The organism is Sphingomonas ginsenosidimutans (assembly GCF_002374835.1).
Classification (GTDB): Bacteria; Pseudomonadota; Alphaproteobacteria; order Sphingomonadales; family Sphingomonadaceae; genus Sphingomonas; species Sphingomonas ginsenosidimutans.
This window is the reverse complement of sequence record NZ_NWVD01000010.1, coordinates 20,091-37,953: the sequence shown is the minus strand read 5'-3', so window position 1 is coordinate 37,953 and position 17,863 is coordinate 20,091. Positions and strand designations below refer to the sequence as shown.

Here is a 17,863-nt window from a genome sequence, read left to right as displayed (position 1 = left end):
ACTTCGGTCTTATTCGACCGGTTCCTGACCTGCCTCAACTGCTCATTTTCGAGAGGGCATTTGAACAGGATAGCATTTCGGGCGCTTCAAAAACCCTTGCTCCTCCAGTTGCTAGAGCATGTAACCGCAATTTGCTCTCCTGCGGACGGGGGGCTGGAGGTGGCTTTTTGACGGCCCGTGTTGAAGCAATCGGTATGTCTCGACGCTCATTAGTGGCGCGGTTGGTGGCCTGTGGAACCGGCTTGGTGCTCGGTTCTCCAACGCTCGCGCGACAGACTTCCCGGTCTGCGGCCTCGTGGAACTTCGGCGCGGCTCACCTCGAATGGGAGCCGCTGGAAGTCGGCACGGGTGATACCCTCCTTGTTTCGGCACAAGTGCGCGGAGTGCCGGCGCGGGCGGTGCTCGACAGTGGCAGCGGCGCGTCGATCATGAGCACGGCGCTCGCGGCGAAGCTCGGCTTGAACAATGGTGAGCGGCGCATGATTAGCGGGCTGAGCGCCAAGGCCCCGGTGCTGCTGGTCCGCGACATCGACGTACAGCTCGCCCGCGAAACCCGTCGCTTACCCTTTGCCGTTGTTGGTGATCTGAGTTCAGTGTCGGCGGCCTTCGGACGACCGATCGACGTTCTCCTCGGTGCCGATATGTTCACGGGCAGCTGCATCGCGCTCGATTTCGCGAACAGGCGTATGGCGGTCGTCAAGTCAGGCACGTTTCTCGCCGGCCCCGACTGGCGCGCTGTCGCGCTCGGACGCGGTGCCAAGCAGGAGCTGTTCATCCGGGCCTCCGTCGAGGGCCTGTCTCCCGTGCCCTTGATGATCGATCTTGGCAGCTCGGCCGCGCTGATGCTCTCGTCGGCCTATGCCCGCGATCAAGGGCTGTTGAACGGGAAGCTCGTCTCGACCGCGGCGATCGGCGGCGTCGATGGTGTGCGTATCAACGATGCTTTCACGATCCAGAACATCAACATCGAAGGGCTTGGCGTCTCGAACGTCCCCACACTCGGGATGAGAGCTTGGCTCTCCACCAGCACGGTTGGCAATGTCGGCCTACCGCTGATCGCTCAATTCGACGTGGTGTTCGACGTGACCGCCGGATTCGTGTGGCTCCGGCCACTCGGTCCTCGTCGTCGCCTGCCGATGCTGAAGGACCGTAGCGGCCTTGGCCTCGCAGCCTCACCAACGGCGCTCACCGTTGTTCATGTGGCGGCGAACAGTCCCGCGGAAAAGGCTGGCTGGGCGGTCGGCGACCGGATCGTGGCGGTGAACGGCCATTCGATCGATGCGAACTATACGCGTGGGGAGCTCTGGCAAGTGCGCTCCCGGCCTGCTGGCACCCTCGTAAAGCTGACGATGGCCTCGGGTGATGTGCGCGAGCTCAGGCTGGCCGATTATTATTGATCGGCTTGAGGGTGGCCTTTGCCGATCGCCTTCATGATCCGACAATCGGCCATGCGCGCCTTGGTGCAGCTCTGGCTGAGCATTGCCAACTCATCCCGCAACACCGCGAGTTGCGCCAGTCTCTCCTCCACATCCTTGAGGTGCTGAGCAGCGATAGCTGAGGCGGCACCACAATCCTGGTCCGGGTTCTGCGCCAGCCCCATCAACGAACGGATCTCGTCGACGGAGAAGCCAAGCCGGCGACCGTTGCGGATGAAGTGCAAACGCTCAATGTCACTGGCATCGTAGGTTCTGCGACCCGACGCCGTGCGAGGGGCGGATCGGAGCAACCCGATCGACTCATAAAAGCGGATCGTCGTCACCTTCGTCGAGGTCTCGCTGGCGAGCTGCCCAATCATCACCGGCTTCATCATGCCATCCTTGCTTATGCGAACGTGTCGCACATTTCGCTTGCTTCTACAGCGACTGGAGGTGGTAAGGAAGGCCGCATGAATGCTTCTACCGAAAGCTGCGGGTGCCACGGGGAGCCCGCGCGCGCGCAAACCGATCCGGCCTATCGCCGTGCGCTGCTGACCGTCGTGGTGCTCAACCTCGGCTTCGGAGTCGCCGAGCTGTTCGGCGGGTTCATCGCCGATAGCCAAGCGCTGAAAGCGGATTCCCTCGATTTTCTCGGGGACGGGTCGATCAGCCTTATCGGTCTTCTCGCGCTTGCCTGGTCCGCACGGGCGAGGGCAAAGGTCGCGCTGACGCAGGGGTTGTTTCTCGGTGCGCTTGGCGTGGGCGTAATCGGTTTCGCGATTTGGCGCGCCCTGAACGCAACCGCGCCGGATGCCGAACTGATGGGCACAATCGGCGTTGTCGCGCTCGCGATCAATGTCGTGTCCGCCTTGGTGCTTGCGCGTTTCCGGGAAGGGGACGCCAATGTTCGCGCGATCTGGCTGTTCAGCCGCAACGACGCGCTCGCCAATGTCGCGGTGATCGCCGCGGCCGGTCTGGTGGCGTGGACAGGAAGCGCCTGGCCGGACCTCGCCGTCGCCGGCCTCATCGCCCTCCTGTTCCTCCACTCCGCTTATGAAATCGTCACTGGCGCTCGGCGCGAACTGGGAGAGCGGTAGTGCGTCTGCTCACCTTGATCCGGGCAATGCTCTCGCTGCGGCTGCTCGCCGCGCTCGCTGCGCTGCTGATCCCTGCTGCGGCATTCGCCGAACCCGGCGACGTGCAAACCGCATGGCGGCTGCTCGACTATATGGCCGTCGATTATGGAGGCGCGGTCGCGAACGGTCGGATCAAGAGCGCGTCGGAATACGCCGAAATGAATGAGTTTGCCGCGTCGGTCTCGACACGGCTTCAAGGCCTGCCGGCGAAGCCGGAGCGCCAAGCCCTCATTCAGCGGGCCGCCAACCTCCAAGCGGTAATCGCGGAAAAGGGATCGACTGAACAGGTGGCAACACTGGCGCACGGGCTCGCGGCCGATCTGCTGCGCGCCTACCCGGTGCCGCTCGCGCCCGATAAGGCTCCGAACCTCGTCTCCAGCGATGCACTGTTCCGACAATCCTGCGCGTCCTGCCACGGGATGACGGGCAACGGCCGTGGCCCTGACGCCGCCAAGCTCGCTACGCCCCCGATTGCTTTCACCGATGCCGAGCGCGCGCGCCAGCGCAGCGTGTTCGCGCTCTATCAGGTGGTGACGCAAGGCATCGACGGGACCGCGATGCAGAGCTTCGCCGATCTGCCCAACGATCAGCGCTGGGCGTTAGCATTCCGAGCCGGGAGCTTCGCCTTCACGGATGCGCAGGCGCGCGAAGGCGAGCGGCTTTGGAAATCCGACCCGACCCTTCGCCGGCGCATTCCGGACCTGAAAACCCTGGTCGCGCTCACCCCGGCCGCGCTCGGCGCGGCGATCGGCGACGCCAAGGCTGACGCCGTGCTCGCGTTCCTGCGTCGTCATCCCGAACAGGTGATACAACAGGCTCCCGGCTCGCTCGCGGTCGCCCGCGCCAAACTCGCCGAAAGCGTGGCGGCTGCGCGGCGCGGCGATGCGCGCATGGCGAAAGAGCTGGCGCTGTCGGCCTATCTCGATGGGTTCGAGCCGATCGAGCCAACACTCACCGCGCGCGACGCGACGCTGATGGGTCGAATCGAGGGCGCGATGGGGGAGTTCCGCGCCTCGATCGACCGGGGCGCGTCGCCCGATGATCTCGCGGAGAAGGTCGCAGTACTGGGCGGCCTTTTCGACGATGCGGAAGCGGCGCTCGCGCCTGATGCCGCCACCGAAGCGTCCACGTTCCTGGGCGCGTTCACGATCCTGCTGCGTGAAGGGCTCGAAGCCCTGCTCATCGTTGTCGCCATGATCGCGTTCCTGCGTAAAGCCGAGCGCGGCGAGGCGCTGCGGTACGTGCATGGCGGCTGGGTCAGCGCGATCATCGCGGGCGGGATCACCTGGGCGGTCGCCACCTATGCGATCGGGATCAGCGGTGCGAGCCGGGAGCTGACGGAAGGGTTTGGCTCGCTGTTCGCCGCGGTCGTGCTGCTCTCGGTCGGGATTTGGATGCACGGCAAGGCGCAGGCCGATCAGTGGCAGCGCTATATTCGCGAGAAGATGTCGCGGGCGCTCTCGGGCGGGTCGGGCTGGTTCCTGTTCGGGCTGGCGTTCGTCGTAGTTTATCGCGAGGTCTTCGAGACGATCCTGTTCTATGCCGCGCTTTCGGCGCAAGGTGACAACGGGATGCTTCTCGCGGGGGCCGGGTCGGCGATTGGACTGCTCAGCCTGATCGCTTGGGCCATGCTTCGCTACAGTCGCAAGCTGCCGATCGCGCAGTTCTTCCGCTATAGCTCCTGGCTCATGGCGGTCCTGACCGTCGTGCTGGCGGGTAAAGGCGTCGCCGCGCTCCAGGAAGCCGGCCTTATCAACATCGCACCGCTCGCGGACGTGCCACGGCTGTCGATGCTCGGCGTGTTTCCCACTTGGCAATCGGTGCTGGCGCAACTCCTGATGGCGGTCGCCATTGCGGTCGGGTTCGCCTGGAACGGGCGCGACCGATCCCGCTCGGGTTCCGGCTCAGTGACCCTTGGTTCGAATTAGTGCAATGACATGAAAACCCTTCCGTGATAGAGGCAAGCTAGTGCGAGCCTTTTTGCCTTTCCTGACATGCCTGATGCTGGTCCTGACCAGCTTCTCCGGCATGGCCCATGCCGCCGATCTGGCGGGGGGAAGCATCGCGGGCGTTGAGTTCACGGTCCATACCGCCGGTGACATCGATCAGGTGCCATCGGACTCGGACAAGAATGTCCCGCATCATCACAATTATTGTCACGGACACGACGTCGGCGCGCCTGCGCGCACGACGATGGAATATACCCCCGTCCTCACAGTGCCCAAGCCGACAATCTCCGCCTCTGCGTCGCTCGACGGCCGCACCGGCATGGTCCATTTGAGGCCCCCCCAAGCCTGACGTCCGATTTGGGCGTGCGTTGGCGCGCCCCTGTCGATCATCGTCAGGAGTCCTATTTTCATGAATCGTATCCTCGCGGCCATGCTGGCCGCAGCGTCTTGCGCCACGATGGCGCAGGCGCAGGTCGGACCGTCCGCGCCTGTTGCGCAGGATGCGCCGGTCTACACGCTTGACCAAGCGGTCAGTGCAGCGGGCGGTTCGGCCCCTGCTGCGGAAGCGGCGACAGCTGGAATCGACGCGGCCCGTGCAGGTCGCACAGTCGCCGGCTTGCGGCCCAATCCGGTGGTTCAAGGCCAAGTCGAGAATGTCATCGGCTCCGGGCCGTATCGGGGGGTCCGCAGCGCGGAAACCACGGTCGGCTTTGCGATCCCGATCGAGCTAGGCGGCAAGCGCGGCGCCCGCGTCGCGGTCGCCAATGCGCAATTGTCCCGGGCCGAGATCCAGGCCGCGATCATCGCGGCGGATGTCCGGCTTCAGGTAACGCAGCTCTATGTCGAAGCGGTCGCGGCCGATCGCCGGGTAATGACAGCCCGCGATCAGGCCCGGATCGCCAGCGATGCGCTGCGGGCCGCGAGCGTTCGCGTGCAGGCAGGGCGGGCATCGCCACTCGAGCAACAGCGCGCGGATGTCGCGCGTATCAATGCCGACGCCAATGTGGAGCGGCAGCTTCGCTTGGCCGAGGCGGCCCGCGCCAATCTGGCGCGTCGGATCGGACGGCCGATCGACGGCCTGCTCGATGACACGCTGCTCGATCGCCTTCCCGATGTGAACGTCTATGGGCCGTTGGCACCGGTCAACACGACCGGCACACTCGCGCTGGCGGCAGCCAACGCGGATTTCTCCATTGCCGAAGCCGGCGTGCGGCTCGCGCGCGCCAATCGCGTGCCTGACCTGAACGTCGGGCCGTCGATCCGCCGCCTGGAAGCGACCAACGACATGGCGGCGGTGTTCAGCGTGTCGATCCCGATCCCGGTGTTCAACAATGGTCGCGCCGCGATTGCGCAGGCGACCGCGCAGCGGACCCAGGCGGATGCGCAGCGCCGCGTGACCGCGCTCGACATCGAACAGGCGATCACGGACGCGCAGGCGCAGGCGGCCAATGCCGCAACGACGGCTCGTGCGGCGTCGGGGCCGGCGCTGGCGGCTGCACAGGAGGCCGCCCGCATCGCGCGGATCGGCTATCGCGAGGGCAAGTTCGGCCAGCTCGAATTGCTCGATGCTGAACGCACGCTCGCCGAAACGCGGGTCGCCGCGATCGACGCGCTTGCCAATTACCAGAATGCCCGCGCGCAAGTGGAGCGACTGACCGCTCGTGCGCCCAATGGGGGGAATCAGTGATGAAGAGCTTTTATCTCGCGGGCGCGGCGTCGCTCGCCCTGCTCTTGGCTGCCTGCGGCGGCAAGGATGGCGGAAACGAGGCAACTGCCGAAGGCGCAGCTGCCAATGAGACGGCAGCGGGCACGGAAAAGGGCGGTGCTGAAGGCGGTCATGCCGGTGAAGGCGTCGTCACATTGGGTGCCGACCAGATCGCCACAGCGGGCGTCCAGGTCGGACGGCCGATCATCGGCGGGGCCGGGACGATCGAGCTGCCCGCGATCATCGAGGGCGACCCACAGGGAACGCAGGTCGTCTCGGCCGCAATTGCGGGACGCGTGGTCGCGCTCACCCGTAACCTCGGCCAATCGGTCGGACGCGGCCAGACCATTGCGGTCATCGAAAGCCGCGAGGCGGCGCAGATCAAGGGCGAGGTCGAGGCGGCGCGGGCGCGGCTTCAGCTCGCTAATTCGAACCTCGCGCGCGAACAGCGGCTGTTCGCGCAGAGAGTCTCCCCTGAACAGGATCTGATCGCCGCCCGCACAGCGGCGACGGAGGCGCGGATCGCCCTGACGCAGGCGCAGAGCATGGTTTCGGCGGCGGGTGTCGGCGGCGGCGGGCTCAACCGGCTCGGCATTGCCGCGCCGATCTCGGGCCAGATCATTGCGCGCCCCGTGACGCTGGGACAAACGGTCGCGGCGGATGCCGAACTCTATCGCATCGCCAACCTGAGCCAGGTGTCGATCGCGCTTAATCTCAAGCCCGAGGATGCGGGCCGGGTGCGTCCCGGCAATACGGTGCTGGTGAAGGCGGCAGGCCGTCAGGCGACCGCCCGCGTGACCTTCGTGTCGCCGGCGCTTGATCCGCAGACGCGGCTCGTGCCTGCGCTCGCCACCCTCGACAATCGCGGTGGCGAATGGCGGGTCGGCGAGCCTGTGACGGCAGCCGTGCAGCTCACGGGCAGCGGCGGGAGCGGGGCGGTCCGCGTGCCGACGACGGCGGTCCAGAGTTTCGAGGGCAAGTCGGTCGTGTTCGTGCGCACGCCCACCGGCTTCAAGGCGACCCCGGTCCAGCTCGGCGATGCGTCGGGCGACACGGTGATCGTCCGGTCGGGCCTGACCGGCAACGAACAGATCGCCACCACCGGAAGTTTCACGCTCAAGGCCGAGATCGGCAAGGGCGAAGCGAGCCACGAGGATTAAGCCATGATCGCCCGTATCGTAACCTGGGCGGTCGAGAAGCGCTGGCTAGTCCTGCTCCTCACCGTCATCGTCGCCGCCATCGGCGCCTTTTCCCTCTACCGGCTACCGATCGACGCGGTGCCGGACATCACCAACAATCAGGTCCAGATCAACGTCCGCGCGCCTGCCCTCTCGCCCGAGCTGGTCGAGAAGCAGGTGTCGTTTCCAATCGAAACCGCGCTCGCCGGCACCCCCGGCCTGGAATATACGCGCTCGTTGAGCCGCAACGGCTTCGCGCAGATCACGGCGGTCTTTTCGGACGCGACGGACATCTATTTCGCCCGCCAGCAGGTGGGCGAGCGTCTGCGGGGCGTGCAAGAGAATCTGCCCGACGGCGTGAACCCTGAAATGGGTCCGATCGCGACAGGCCTGGGCGAGGTGTACATGTACACCGTTCGTCTCGATCATCGCGAGGACGACAAGCACAAGCCCGGTGAACCGGGCCAACAGCCCGATGGCAGCTACATCACGCCAGAGGGCGAGCGACTGACGACCGAAGAGGACAAGGCGACCTACCTGCGCACCGCGCAGGACTGGATCGTGACGCCGCTTCTGAAGACCACACCGGGCCTCGCCGGTGTCGACTCGATTGGCGGTTACGCCAAGCAGTTCCTCGTCGTGCCCGACGTGCAGAAGCTGGCCTCGCTCGGCATCACGCTGACGGACCTGGGAAATGCGCTGGAGCGCAATAACACCAGCGTCGGCGGTGGCTTCGTCAATCGCAATGGCGAAGGTCTGGCTGTTCGCTCGGATGCGCTCGTTCGCAATGCCAGCGAGTTGGCCAGGACCGTGATCGCGACACGTAACGGCGTGCCGATCACGGTAGAACAAGTTGCGACTGTGAAGACGGGTCAGGCGATCCGCATGGGTTCGGCATCGGAGAACGGTACCGAAGTCGTCGTCGGCACGGCGATCATGCGGATCGGCGAGAACAGCCGCATCGTGTCGACCGCGGTCGCTGAGAAACTGAAGACGATCAACGCTTCGCTGCCTCCTGACGTCGTAATTCAGCCGGTGCTGAACCGCACCGAGCTGGTCAATTCGACGATCAAGACGGTCGCGAAAAACCTGTCCGAAGGCGCGGTGCTGGTCATCGTCGTGCTCTTCCTGCTGCTCGGCAACTTCCGTGCGGCCCTGATCGCGGCGTTGGTCATCCCGATCACCATGATGCTGACAGGCTTTGGTATGCTGCGCGCTGGGGTCTCGGCCAATCTGATGAGCCTTGGGGCTTTGGACTTCGGTCTGATCGTCGACGGCGCCGTCATCATCGTTGAAAACGCGCTGCGAAGGCTTGCCGAGCAACAGCATCATGAAGGCCGATTGCTGAGCGTCAAGGAAAGGCTCGCGACCGTGGCAGCCGCCGCGCGCGAGATGATCCGGCCCTCGGTCTACGGACAGGCGATCATCATCCTCGTCTACGTGCCGCTACTCACGCTGACCGGCGTGGAGGGCAAGACGTTCGTGCCGATGGCGCTCACCGTCATCATCGCGCTCGGCTTCGCCTTCATCCTGTCGCTCACCTTCGTCCCCGCCATGATCGCGATCTGGCTGTCCAAAAAGGTGGAGGAGAAGGACGGCCGCATCATCACATGGCTGAAGAAGCGCTACGAACCCGGTCTCGACCGGGCGATGAAGCGCCCGACCCTGACGATCGGGGCGGGTGTCGGCAGCCTTGTGGTGGCGGCGCTTGCCTTCACCACGCTCGGCTCGGTGTTCCTGCCGCAGCTCGATGAAGGCGATCTGCTCATCCAGTCGCTCCGCATCCCGGCAACGTCGGTCCAGCAGAGTCAGGCGATGCAGGTGCCGATCGAGAGGATGATGTCGAAGCAACCGGAGGTGGCGTTCGTCTATTCAAAGACGGGCACCGCCGAGCTGGCGGCCGACCCGATGCCGCCGAACGCGACCGACATGTTCGTCATCCTGAAGCCGCGGAAGGACTGGCCGAACCCCGACCTTCCCAAGGAGGAGCTGGTAAGTCGGATCGAGGGTAATCTCGCGAAGTTCCCGGGCAATGCCTATGAGATCACCCAGCCCATCCAGATGCGCTTCAACGAGCTGATCGCCGGCGTTCGCGGCGATATCGCGGTGAAGGTATTCGGCGACGACTTCACACAAATGAACCGGACGGCCGAGCAGGTTGCTGCGGTGCTGCGCAAGACGCAGGGCGCAGCGGACGTGAAGGTCGAGCAAACGACGGGCCTGCCCATGCTCGACATTCGCGTCAATCGCGACGCAATGGCGCGTCTGGGCGTCACTGCCCAAGATGTGCAGGACATCGTCACCGCGACAATCGGCGGGCGCACCTCGGGCCAGATCTTCGAGGGCGATCGGCGCTTTCCGGTCGTGATACGGCTCTCTGAAGCGCAACGGGCGGACATCGGCCTTCTCGAACAGGTGCAGGTGCCGTTGGCGGGGGGTGGCTATGTGCCGCTTTCGAGCGTCGCCGACATCAAGGTGGTCGATGGTCCCAACCAGATCAGCCGCGAGAACGGGAAGCGTCGCGTGGTGGTGCAAGCCAATGTGCGCGGTCGCGACGTCGGCAGTGTCGTTGCGGACGCGCAGGCGGCGATCGGTAGCCAGGTTCGGCTGCCCGCTGGTGCCTATCTCGAATGGGGCGGCCAGTTCGAGAACCTGCAATCGGCAAGCGAACGTCTGAAGCTGGTCATTCCGGCCTGCTTCATCCTGATCCTGTTGCTCCTCTACGGGGCATTGGGATCGGTCCGCGATGCCGCGATCGTCTTCACCGGCGTGCCCTTCGCGCTGGTGGGCGGCGTTCTGCTGCTGTTCCTGCGGGGCATGGACTTCTCGATCTCGGCGGCGGTTGGCTTCATCGCCTTGTCGGGCATCGCGGTCCTCAACGGCCTCGTGATGGTCAGCTCGATCCAGGACCTGATCCGGTCGGGGCTATCGCGCGAAGAGGCGGCCCATGTCGGCGCAATGCAGCGTCTGCGGCCCGTCGTCATGACCGCGCTCGTCGCCAGCCTCGGCTTCGTGCCGATGGCGCTTGGCGAAGGCGCGGGCGCGGAGGTGCAGAAGCCATTGGCGACCGTCGTCATCGGCGGCCTGATCTCGGCAACGCTGCTGACGCTGTTCGTGCTGCCGACGCTCTACGCCCGGTTCGGGCAGAAAGTGATCGAGAAGCCCGAGCACTACAATGAGGAGCATGAAGGGGACGACCACGGTCAGACCTTCGTGAACGACTTGGCCTGAAGGGTGAGCGGGGCGATCCGCGATCGCCCCGCTCATCTCTGGGAGATGGGGATATGCCTCGCACCATAACCAGCTCAATGCTTCACGGCGGGCCACTGCGGATCTGGTCGGCGATCACCGATCCGGATCATCGTCGGGCTTGGAGTCCGCTCGTATTCCTCGACAACCCGTGCCAGCTTGGCGAGACGGAATGTACCTTCGCGATCCAGGGCATCACCCGACCAATTCGGACGCCAGCACGGATTGATCGATTCGATAAGCCGCACGCCTTCGCTTGGTCCTGCGGCATCCCTTATCTGTTCACGCTCGAAGAGCGGTACGAGCTGGCAGGGGACGACGGTGGCACCAGGCTAACACATAGCTGCACGCTGCGCGGGGCGCTGTCTTTGCCGTTCGCGGCGATGATGTTGCGTCGCCTGCGGTCCCTGATGATCGAGGCTGACGATCGCCTCGCAACCTATCTGCGCTGGCGGGTGGGTCAGCCTGCCCGTGGGATCAATCGTCAGCGCGTCCCCTCCCGGTACAGGAGGAAGGCGCGATGACGCCGTTGAAGCGGGTTCTGCCCGCCCTCATCCTCGTTATCGGGCTGGCGGCTTGCACGGAAAGCAAGCCGCCAGCCCCGCCAACGGAGCAGCAAATCCATTCGTCCGACAGCGCCGTGGCGACCGGGGAAATGGGGCGCCATCCCTATCGCTGTTCCGACGGGGAACCGCTGTTCGTCGACTACAAGGACAACGGCCTGCAGATCGATTTGCGGCGCTCCAGCAGCGCCGTGCCCATGACGCTGACCGCGCCAGCGCAGGGCCTCCAATATGTCGGCGAGACAGCCACCGCGACCTTCAAGGGGTCGCAGCTCACCATCGTGGAAGGCGAAGGCCGCACGCGGACCTGCGAACGGGAGGGCACCCGATGAACCGTCCTGTCTTCCGACACGTCGCACTGCAACGGGAGAGAAACGATGTCTGACACGTCGATCTCGAATGTGATGGCCATTCGCGCCGAAGTGATCGCGCGAAGCCGCGCCTTGCGCGAGGCGCAGCCGACGGCACCGCCCGGCGTGACGCCGACCGCTCCAGCCTCAACCTTTGCCGACACCCTCAATGCCGTGGTGGCGAAGGTCAACGAGACCCAGGAGCAGGAGGATGTCGTCACCGAAGCATATGAACGGGGCGAAACCACCGACATTGCGACCGTCGCGCTCATCCAGAGCCGTGCATCCATTACGTTCGAGGCGACGCTGCAAGTCCGGAACAAGCTGCTGTCTGCATATCGAGACATCATGAACATGCCGATCGGATGACGATCGCGGAGATAACTAAGGCGGTATTGGTATGATTGTCGGCACAAGGCCACGATTTACGCAGATTATTGTCGAGGTTTGGAAGCCCCTCACGATCCTGTTCGTGTGGGACGTGGCGGTGACGGCATTCCACATGATGACCCCGATCAAGGAACCGCCTTTGCCGACGGCGCTGTTCGGCACTGCCATCGCGCTCTTCATGGGGTTTCGGACCAACGCCGCTTATGCACGCTGGTGGGAAGCGCGAACTCTTTGGGGCGCGCTCATCAATTCCTCGCGCAGTCTGGCCCGGATCACGCGCAGCCTGACCAAGGGGGAACCCGAGGGCAGTGAGATACGGCACCACATCATCCTGAGGCAGATCGCCTTTGCGCACTCGATGCGCTGCCAGCTTCGCCGACAGTCGCCCTATGAAGAAATTGCCCGGGTCGCCGGAACGGAGGTCGCCGATATGGCGGTCACTCGCCTGAACCCTGCCAATGCGCTCTTGGAGGACATATCGGGCATTTACGCTGACGCGCTCGCGGAAGGTCGGATCACCGAGATCCAGCAGGCAACTGTGGAGCGCGTCCTGATCGACATCGCCAATGCGCAGGGCGGCATGGAGCGGATCAAGAACACGCCGCTGCCCAATGGCTTTCGGTTCTTCCCGAACCTCTTCACGCGTGTGTTCTGCGTGCTGCTCCCGATCGCGCTGGTCGAATCCCTGGGCCTTGCCACGCCGATCGGATCGACGCTGATCGGACTCGTCTTCCTCGCGGTGCTGAGCATCGGCGAGGATCTGACCGATCCGTTCGCCAATAGCGTCCACGATGTCCCGCTCACGGCCATGTGCCGCACGATCGAGATCGACCTTCTCCAAACCGCGGGACTTCCGGCCCCCGAGCCGCTGACACCTGATCACGGGGTGCTGTGGTGATGGGCATGCGCGCCTTGCTGCATCTGCCCGGGCTCACGATCGCGCGCGTTGGCGCCGTTCTCGTCACCGGCGTGATTGTAGGGGCGTGCAACCCGGCTCCGAGCGAACCTGTCGAACCGGCTCATGACAAGCGTGTGACGCCAAGGCTGATCGCGCAGCGCATCATGTATTGCGACGACGGCACCCGCGCCGATGTCGACTTCATCGACGACGGCCTGAAGATGGCCGTCACCTGGCTGCCGAAGGGCAGGACCGAGATCCTGCGCGCCCAGCGAACCGGTGATGAATTTCGCGGCAACCAGTCACGGGCGGTCGTGGCGGGCGGGGCGATCGCCTTCATGCGGCGCGGGAAAATCCACGTCTGTCACCGAACCCCGGAGGGATCATAGGATATGCAGGCACTGCTTTACACGCTTGCGCCTGTGCTGGCGGTCGTAATCGGCGCGATCATCGCGAGCCGCACAAAGTTAAATCCTGGCCTCGTGGCGGGGCTACAGCATCTTGCTGCCGGCGTCGTGTTCGCGGCGGCAGCGACTGAAATCCTGCCGCAGGTCAAGCATGAGGCTTCGCCCAGCGCGACGTTGATCGGCGGGGCGGCGGGCGTCGTAACGATGCTGGGTCTCAAGGCTTTCGAGGCCCGCTTCAAGGGGCCGATGGCGCTGCTCGCCGCGATCGGCATCGACATCCTGGTCGATGGCCTGGTGCTCGGCCTTGCGTTCGTCGCGGGCGAGAAGGCGGGATTTCTGCTGACGATCGCGCTGACACTCGAAGTGCTCTTCCTGGGTCTGACACTGACCAACGAGCTGGCGGAAACCTATCGCTCGCGCCTGCGCATCATCGTGATCGTCTCGGCCTTGGCGCTGCTGCTGCCGATCGGCGCGCTCGCTGCCGTTCCTGTCGCCACGCTCTCGCCGGTAATGGTCGCTGGCTTCCTGAGCTTTGGGCTGATGGCGCTGCTCTACCTCGTCACGGAAGAGCTGCTGGTTGAGGCGCACGAGAAGCCTGACACCCCGCTCATCAGCTCGATGTTCTTCGTAGGGTTCCTCGCCCTCCTGACGCTCGAGGAGATCATGGGATGAATGCGAGCAACGACAACGCGGGCACGCAGGAGCGTCGCACGCTCTGGATCGTGCTGCTGCTGAACGCAGCAATCGCAGCGGGCTTTTTCGTATCCGGCGCGTTCGCCGATTCAAGTGCGCTCATCGCCAACGGCGTCGACAATCTGTCCGACACCGCCGTTTACGCTCTCAGCCTCGTCGCGCTGACCCACGGTAAGACGTGGAAGACGCGCGCCGCGATCGCATCGGGGGTAATGCTGCTGATCTTTGCGGGCGGCATCCTGATCGATGTCGGGCGACGCTATGTGCAGGGGAGCGAGCCGATCGGACCGACCATGATGGTCATGTCGGCGATCGCCGGCGTCGTAAACTACCTCTGCCTGCGGCTGCTCCAGCGGCTCAAGGATCCGGACGTTAACCTACGGGCCGCCACCACCTTCAGCTTCAATGACTTCATTTCCAATGGCGGCATCCTGATCGCGGGCGTGCTGGTGCTGTGGCTGGGCACCAACTGGCCGGACCTTCTGGTCGGCTTCGCTACCGCCATCATCGCCATCAAGGGCGGTGTCGAAATCCTGCGCGACGCGCGCGCCGAAACCAAGAAAAGCGAAAGGAGGTCGTCATGAACGACAAGCTCGAACTCGATATTCCAGTATTGTTGCCGGACCTTCCTGACGCGGCCGACGCTTGCCTGGACCGTCTCGTATCAACCCTGTCAAAGCGCGAAGGCGTCGAGCGGGCGCATGTGATCTGCCTCGACGGCGACACGCCGGCGGCCCTGTGCATCCATTTCGACGCTGCCAAGCTGCCGCTGCCGCGCTTGCGCGAGATGGTGCGCGCCGCGGGCGCCGAAATCACCGAACGCTACGGCCATGCGATCTGGCAGGTGACGGGGATCAGCCACGAGCGTCGGGCGCGCACCGTCAGTGACGCGCTATGCGCGCTGCCGGGCGTGGTGCAGGCGAGTGCCAGTACCAGTGGGTCTGTCCGGGTTGAATATGACCGCCGCGAGGCCACCGAAGAGGAGGTGCGTTCGGCGCTTCGCAAGTTGAAGGTCCGGGTGGGCAAGCGGGTCGCCGCCGACGACCATGCCGGCCATGACCATGGTCCCGGTGGGCACGGGGCGGGCGAGGAGAAACACGGTCCTGGCGACGGTCACGACCATAGCCATGCCGATTTTCTTGGTCCCAACACCGAGTTGATCTTTGCGCTCGCTTGCGGCGCGCTGCTGGGAATTGGCTACGCGATCGAGAAGCTGGCCACCGGTGCACCGGACTGGCTGCCGACCGCCTGCTACATCGCAGCCTATTTCTTCGGCGGGTTCTTCACGCTGCGCGAGGCAATCGACAATCTTCGGCTGAAGAAGTTCGAGATCGACACGCTGATGTTGGTTGCTGCCGCCGGCGCCGCTGCGCTGGGCGCATGGGCCGAAGGCGCGCTGCTGCTGTTCCTGTTCAGCCTTGGCCATGCGCTTGAGCATTACGCGATGGGACGCGCCAAGAAGGCGATCGAGGCGCTGGCGAAGCTCGCGCCCGAAACCGCGACCGTGCGACGTGACGGGCAGACCAGCGAAATCCCGGTCGAGGAGATGGTTGTCGGGGATATTGCTATCGTCCGACCAAACGAACGCCTTCCCGCCGATGGTTTCGTCATCACGGGCACGAGCGCGATCAACCAAGCCCCGGTGACCGGCGAGAGCATCCCGGTCGACAAGGTGCCGGTCGCGGACGCGGCAGCCGCCCGCGCCAAGCCCGATGCGGTCGAGGCGGAGAGCCGCGTCTTTGCCGGCACGATCAATGGCGGCGGCGCGATCGAGATCGAGGTGACGCGCCGATCCAACGAGTCCGCGCTCGCCAAGGTGGTGAAGATGGTGAGCGAGGCGGAGACGCAGAAGTCGCCGACGCAGCGCTTCACCGATCGGTTCGAGCGCATCTTCGTGCCCGCCGTCCTGATCCTGTCGGTGCTGCTGCTGTTCGCCTGGGTGGTCATCGACGAGCCGTTCCGCGACAGCTTCTATCGCGCGATGGCGGTACTGGTCGCAGCGAGCCCTTGCGCGCTCGCGATCGCGACGCCGAGCGCGGTCCTGTCCGGCGTCGCGCGCGCGGCACGTGGCGGTGTGCTGGTGAAGGGCGGTGCGCCGCTCGAAAACCTCGGCTCGTTGAAGGCGATCGCCTTCGACAAGACCGGCACGCTGACCGAAGGGCGCCCGCGCATCACCGATGTCGTGCCCGTCGACGGCACCGACGAAGGCGAGCTGCTGTCGCTGGCCGTCGCTGTCGAGGCGCTGAGCGATCACCCGCTGGCCCAAGCGATCGTCAACGACGGCCGCGAACGCCTGAATGGGCGCCCGTTGCCCACCGCTGGCGACCTCAAGAGCCTGACCGGTCGTGGCGTCACCGCGAGCGTGGATGGCGAGACGGTGTGGATCGGCAAGGCCGAGATGTTTGGGGGCGAGGGCATACCGGCGCTGGGGCAGGGGGCGCAGGACGCGATCGCGAAGCTGCGCGAGAACGGCCGCACGACGATGGTCGTCCGCAAGGGAGACCGCGACCTAGGCGCGATCGGCCTGATGGACACGCCCCGCGAAGCGGCCAAGACCGCGCTGCGCCGGCTGCACGAGATGGGTGTGTCGCGGATGATAATGATCTCCGGCGATCACCAGAAGGTCGCCGAAGCGATCGCCAACGATGTCGGAATCGATGAGGCGTGGGGCGACCTCATGCCCGAAGACAAGGTGGCCGCAATCAAGAAGCTTGCCGGCGAGGACAAGGTCGCGATGGTCGGCGACGGCGTGAACGACGCGCCCGCGATGGCGAGCGCCACGGTCGGCATCGCAATGGGCGCGGCGGGGTCGGACGTAGCGCTCGAGACGGCCGACGTAGCGCTGATGGCCGACGACCTGGCGCACTTGCCGTTCGCGGTCGGCCTGAGCCGTCATACGCGCGGCATCATCCGTCAGAACGTGTTCGTCAGCCTGGGCGTCGTCGCCTTCCTCGTGCCTGCCACCATCCTCGGCCTCGGCATCGGGCCAGCGGTGGCGGTCCATGAGGGATCGACACTGCTCGTCGTCATCAACGCGCTCCGGCTGCTCGCCTACCGCGACCCGGCGGGGAACGCGGCATGAAGTGGCTGGTCGCTTTCGACCTCGACGGCACGCTCGCGGAGAGCAAACGCCCGTTATCGGAGGATATGGCCGCGATCATCGCCCGGTTGCTCGCCGTTACCGATGTGGCGGTGATCTCGGGCGGGGACTGGCCACAATTCGAAAAGCAGGTCGCGTCGCGCTTGCCTGCGGACGCAGCGCTCGACCGCCTCTGGTTGATGCCGACCACCGGCACCAAGCTCTATCGCTTCATCGATGGGGCTTGGTGCGTGGTCTATGCCGAGCTGTTCGACGATGCGGAGAAGGCGAAGATCCGCGCGGCCTTCGACCGGGCGCTGGCCGATGCCGGCCTCGCCGATGAACGCATATGGGGCGAGCGGATCGAGGATCGCGGCAGCCAGATTACCTTTTCGGGGCTGGGGCAGGCGGCGCCGCTGAAGGAAAAGGAGGGATGGGACCGGGATCGGAAAAAACGCACTGCATTGCAGGCGACCTTGCGCGCAGTGCTGCCGGGCCTCTCGATCAATCTTGGCGGTACGACATCGATCGACGTGACGAGGGCAGGGGTCGACAAAGGCTACGGCCTGAAGCGCCTGAGCGCCGAAAGCGGCGTGCCGCTCGACGGCATGTTGTTCATCGGCGATGCGATCTTCCCCGGTGGAAATGACTATCCCGCCGTCGAGATCGGCCTCGACACGGTCAGGGTGCGCGACGTTGCGGAAACCGCCGCCGTCGTGGCCGCCATCATCGCATGTCTGCACCGGTAGGTTCGCAGATGTTCACGATCCTCGCCTTAATCACGAGCGCCTTCAAGGCGCTCGGCCCAACATTCGTTTTTAACCTCCGATTTGGAGCGATCGCGTAGAACA

General features: G+C 65.0%; 17 protein-coding genes. 16 read left to right on the top strand and 1 reads right to left on the bottom strand.

Annotated elements, in window-relative coordinates; all coding sequences use genetic code 11:
• The first annotated feature begins 194 nt into the window (after window positions 1-194).
• On the top strand, window positions 195-1,397 hold the full coding sequence (locus tag COA17_RS16140) for an aspartyl protease family protein (RefSeq protein ID WP_081614886.1): 1,203 nt from the start codon (window positions 195-197) through the stop codon (window positions 1,395-1,397).
• Here COA17_RS16140 and COA17_RS16135 read toward each other — a convergent pair.
• On the bottom strand, window positions 1,391-1,807 hold the full coding sequence (locus COA17_RS16135; protein ID WP_004212867.1) for a MerR family transcriptional regulator: 417 nt from the start codon (window positions 1,805-1,807) through the stop codon (window positions 1,391-1,393). The genes COA17_RS16140 and COA17_RS16135 overlap by 7 nt on opposite strands.
• 78 nt (window positions 1,808-1,885) lie before the next feature.
• On the opposite strand from COA17_RS16135, the gene COA17_RS16130 reads away from it, so the two are divergent.
• The 15 genes from COA17_RS16130 to COA17_RS16060 all read left to right on the top strand — a co-directional run bounded on the left by COA17_RS16130 (window position 1,886) and on the right by COA17_RS16060 (window position 17,761).
• Entirely contained in the window at window positions 1,886-2,512 is a 627-nt protein-coding gene (locus tag COA17_RS16130) for a cation efflux transmembrane domain-containing protein (RefSeq protein ID WP_004212870.1), read from the top strand.
• A complete protein-coding gene (locus COA17_RS16125) occupies window positions 2,512-4,479 on the top strand; it encodes a cytochrome c/FTR1 family iron permease (RefSeq protein WP_018251218.1) in 1,968 nt (655 codons plus the stop codon). The genes COA17_RS16130 and COA17_RS16125 overlap by 1 nt, the downstream gene beginning before the upstream one ends.
• A gap of 73 nt (window positions 4,480-4,552) precedes the next feature.
• Window positions 4,553-4,849 (top strand): hypothetical protein, encoded by a 297-nt coding sequence (locus tag COA17_RS16120; protein ID WP_007406840.1) that lies wholly within the window; start codon window positions 4,553-4,555, stop codon window positions 4,847-4,849.
• A 60-nt stretch (window positions 4,850-4,909) separates the two neighbouring features.
• Window positions 4,910-6,187: a TolC family protein gene (locus COA17_RS16115; RefSeq protein ID WP_013039111.1), complete on the top strand. Its 1,278-nt coding sequence runs from the start codon at window positions 4,910-4,912 to the stop codon at window positions 6,185-6,187.
• Window positions 6,187-7,365, top strand: a complete 1,179-nt coding sequence (locus tag COA17_RS16110; RefSeq protein ID WP_004212877.1) for an efflux RND transporter periplasmic adaptor subunit — start codon at window positions 6,187-6,189, stop codon at window positions 7,363-7,365. Before COA17_RS16115 ends, COA17_RS16110 begins: the two co-directional genes overlap by 1 nt.
• Window positions 7,366-7,368: 3 nt before the next feature.
• The gene (locus COA17_RS16105) at window positions 7,369-10,614 is read left to right on the top strand and encodes an efflux RND transporter permease subunit (RefSeq protein WP_007406862.1); all 3,246 of its coding nucleotides are present in this window, start codon (window positions 7,369-7,371) and stop codon (window positions 10,612-10,614) included.
• A 53-nt stretch (window positions 10,615-10,667) separates the two neighbouring features.
• On the top strand, window positions 10,668-11,156 hold the full coding sequence (locus COA17_RS16100) for an SRPBCC family protein (RefSeq protein ID WP_043060768.1): 489 nt from the start codon (window positions 10,668-10,670) through the stop codon (window positions 11,154-11,156).
• Window positions 11,153-11,527, top strand: a complete 375-nt coding sequence (locus COA17_RS16095) for a hypothetical protein (protein ID WP_007406844.1) — start codon at window positions 11,153-11,155, stop codon at window positions 11,525-11,527. Before COA17_RS16100 ends, COA17_RS16095 begins: the two co-directional genes overlap by 4 nt.
• A gap of 45 nt (window positions 11,528-11,572) precedes the next feature.
• Window positions 11,573-11,914, top strand: a complete 342-nt coding sequence (gene fliE, locus COA17_RS16090; protein WP_007406845.1) for a flagellar hook-basal body complex protein FliE — start codon at window positions 11,573-11,575, stop codon at window positions 11,912-11,914.
• A 31-nt stretch (window positions 11,915-11,945) separates the two neighbouring features.
• Window positions 11,946-12,833 (top strand): bestrophin family protein, encoded by an 888-nt coding sequence (locus COA17_RS16085; protein ID WP_007406841.1) that lies wholly within the window; start codon window positions 11,946-11,948, stop codon window positions 12,831-12,833.
• Window positions 12,834-12,838: 5 nt separating this feature from the next.
• Window positions 12,839-13,222 (top strand): hypothetical protein, encoded by a 384-nt coding sequence (locus tag COA17_RS16080; RefSeq protein ID WP_007406861.1) that lies wholly within the window; start codon window positions 12,839-12,841, stop codon window positions 13,220-13,222.
• Between the two features lie 3 nt (window positions 13,223-13,225).
• Window positions 13,226-13,912, top strand: coding sequence for a ZIP family metal transporter (locus COA17_RS16075; protein WP_007406853.1), 687 nt, complete (start codon window positions 13,226-13,228; stop codon window positions 13,910-13,912).
• Window positions 13,909-14,517, top strand: coding sequence for a cation efflux transmembrane domain-containing protein (locus tag COA17_RS16070; protein ID WP_007406859.1), 609 nt, complete (start codon window positions 13,909-13,911; stop codon window positions 14,515-14,517). The genes COA17_RS16075 and COA17_RS16070 overlap by 4 nt, the downstream gene beginning before the upstream one ends.
• Entirely contained in the window at window positions 14,514-17,015 is a 2,502-nt protein-coding gene (locus COA17_RS16065; RefSeq protein WP_096613822.1) for a heavy metal translocating P-type ATPase, read from the top strand. Before COA17_RS16070 ends, COA17_RS16065 begins: the two co-directional genes overlap by 4 nt.
• Window positions 17,012-17,761, top strand: coding sequence for an HAD-IIB family hydrolase (locus tag COA17_RS16060; protein WP_007406852.1), 750 nt, complete (start codon window positions 17,012-17,014; stop codon window positions 17,759-17,761). Before COA17_RS16065 ends, COA17_RS16060 begins: the two co-directional genes overlap by 4 nt.
• The last annotated feature ends 102 nt before the right edge of the window (window positions 17,762-17,863 follow it).

Excerpts from the sequence above, each read along its gene's own strand:
- COA17_RS16140 (WP_081614886.1), top strand. The coding sequence starts at position 195 with ATGTCTCGACGCTCATTAGTGGCGCGGTTGGTGGCCTGTGGAACCGGC.
- COA17_RS16135 (WP_004212867.1), bottom strand. The coding sequence starts at position 1,807 with ATGAAGCCGGTGATGATTGGGCAGCTCGCCAGCGAGACCTCGACGAAG.
- COA17_RS16130 (WP_004212870.1), top strand. The coding sequence starts at position 1,886 with ATGAATGCTTCTACCGAAAGCTGCGGGTGCCACGGGGAGCCCGCGCGC.
- COA17_RS16120 (WP_007406840.1), top strand. The coding sequence starts at position 4,553 with ATGCTGGTCCTGACCAGCTTCTCCGGCATGGCCCATGCCGCCGATCTG.
- COA17_RS16115 (WP_013039111.1), top strand. The coding sequence starts at position 4,910 with ATGAATCGTATCCTCGCGGCCATGCTGGCCGCAGCGTCTTGCGCCACG.
- COA17_RS16110 (WP_004212877.1), top strand. The coding sequence starts at position 6,187 with ATGAAGAGCTTTTATCTCGCGGGCGCGGCGTCGCTCGCCCTGCTCTTG.
- COA17_RS16105 (WP_007406862.1), top strand. The coding sequence starts at position 7,369 with ATGATCGCCCGTATCGTAACCTGGGCGGTCGAGAAGCGCTGGCTAGTC.
- COA17_RS16100 (WP_043060768.1), top strand. The coding sequence starts at position 10,668 with ATGCCTCGCACCATAACCAGCTCAATGCTTCACGGCGGGCCACTGCGG.
- COA17_RS16095 (WP_007406844.1), top strand. The coding sequence starts at position 11,153 with ATGACGCCGTTGAAGCGGGTTCTGCCCGCCCTCATCCTCGTTATCGGG.
- fliE (WP_007406845.1), top strand. The coding sequence starts at position 11,573 with ATGTCTGACACGTCGATCTCGAATGTGATGGCCATTCGCGCCGAAGTG.
- COA17_RS16085 (WP_007406841.1), top strand. The coding sequence starts at position 11,946 with ATGATTGTCGGCACAAGGCCACGATTTACGCAGATTATTGTCGAGGTT.
- COA17_RS16080 (WP_007406861.1), top strand. The coding sequence starts at position 12,839 with ATGCGCGCCTTGCTGCATCTGCCCGGGCTCACGATCGCGCGCGTTGGC.
- COA17_RS16075 (WP_007406853.1), top strand. The coding sequence starts at position 13,226 with ATGCAGGCACTGCTTTACACGCTTGCGCCTGTGCTGGCGGTCGTAATC.
- COA17_RS16070 (WP_007406859.1), top strand. The coding sequence starts at position 13,909 with ATGAATGCGAGCAACGACAACGCGGGCACGCAGGAGCGTCGCACGCTC.
- COA17_RS16065 (WP_096613822.1), top strand. The coding sequence starts at position 14,514 with ATGAACGACAAGCTCGAACTCGATATTCCAGTATTGTTGCCGGACCTT.
- COA17_RS16060 (WP_007406852.1), top strand. The coding sequence starts at position 17,012 with ATGAAGTGGCTGGTCGCTTTCGACCTCGACGGCACGCTCGCGGAGAGC.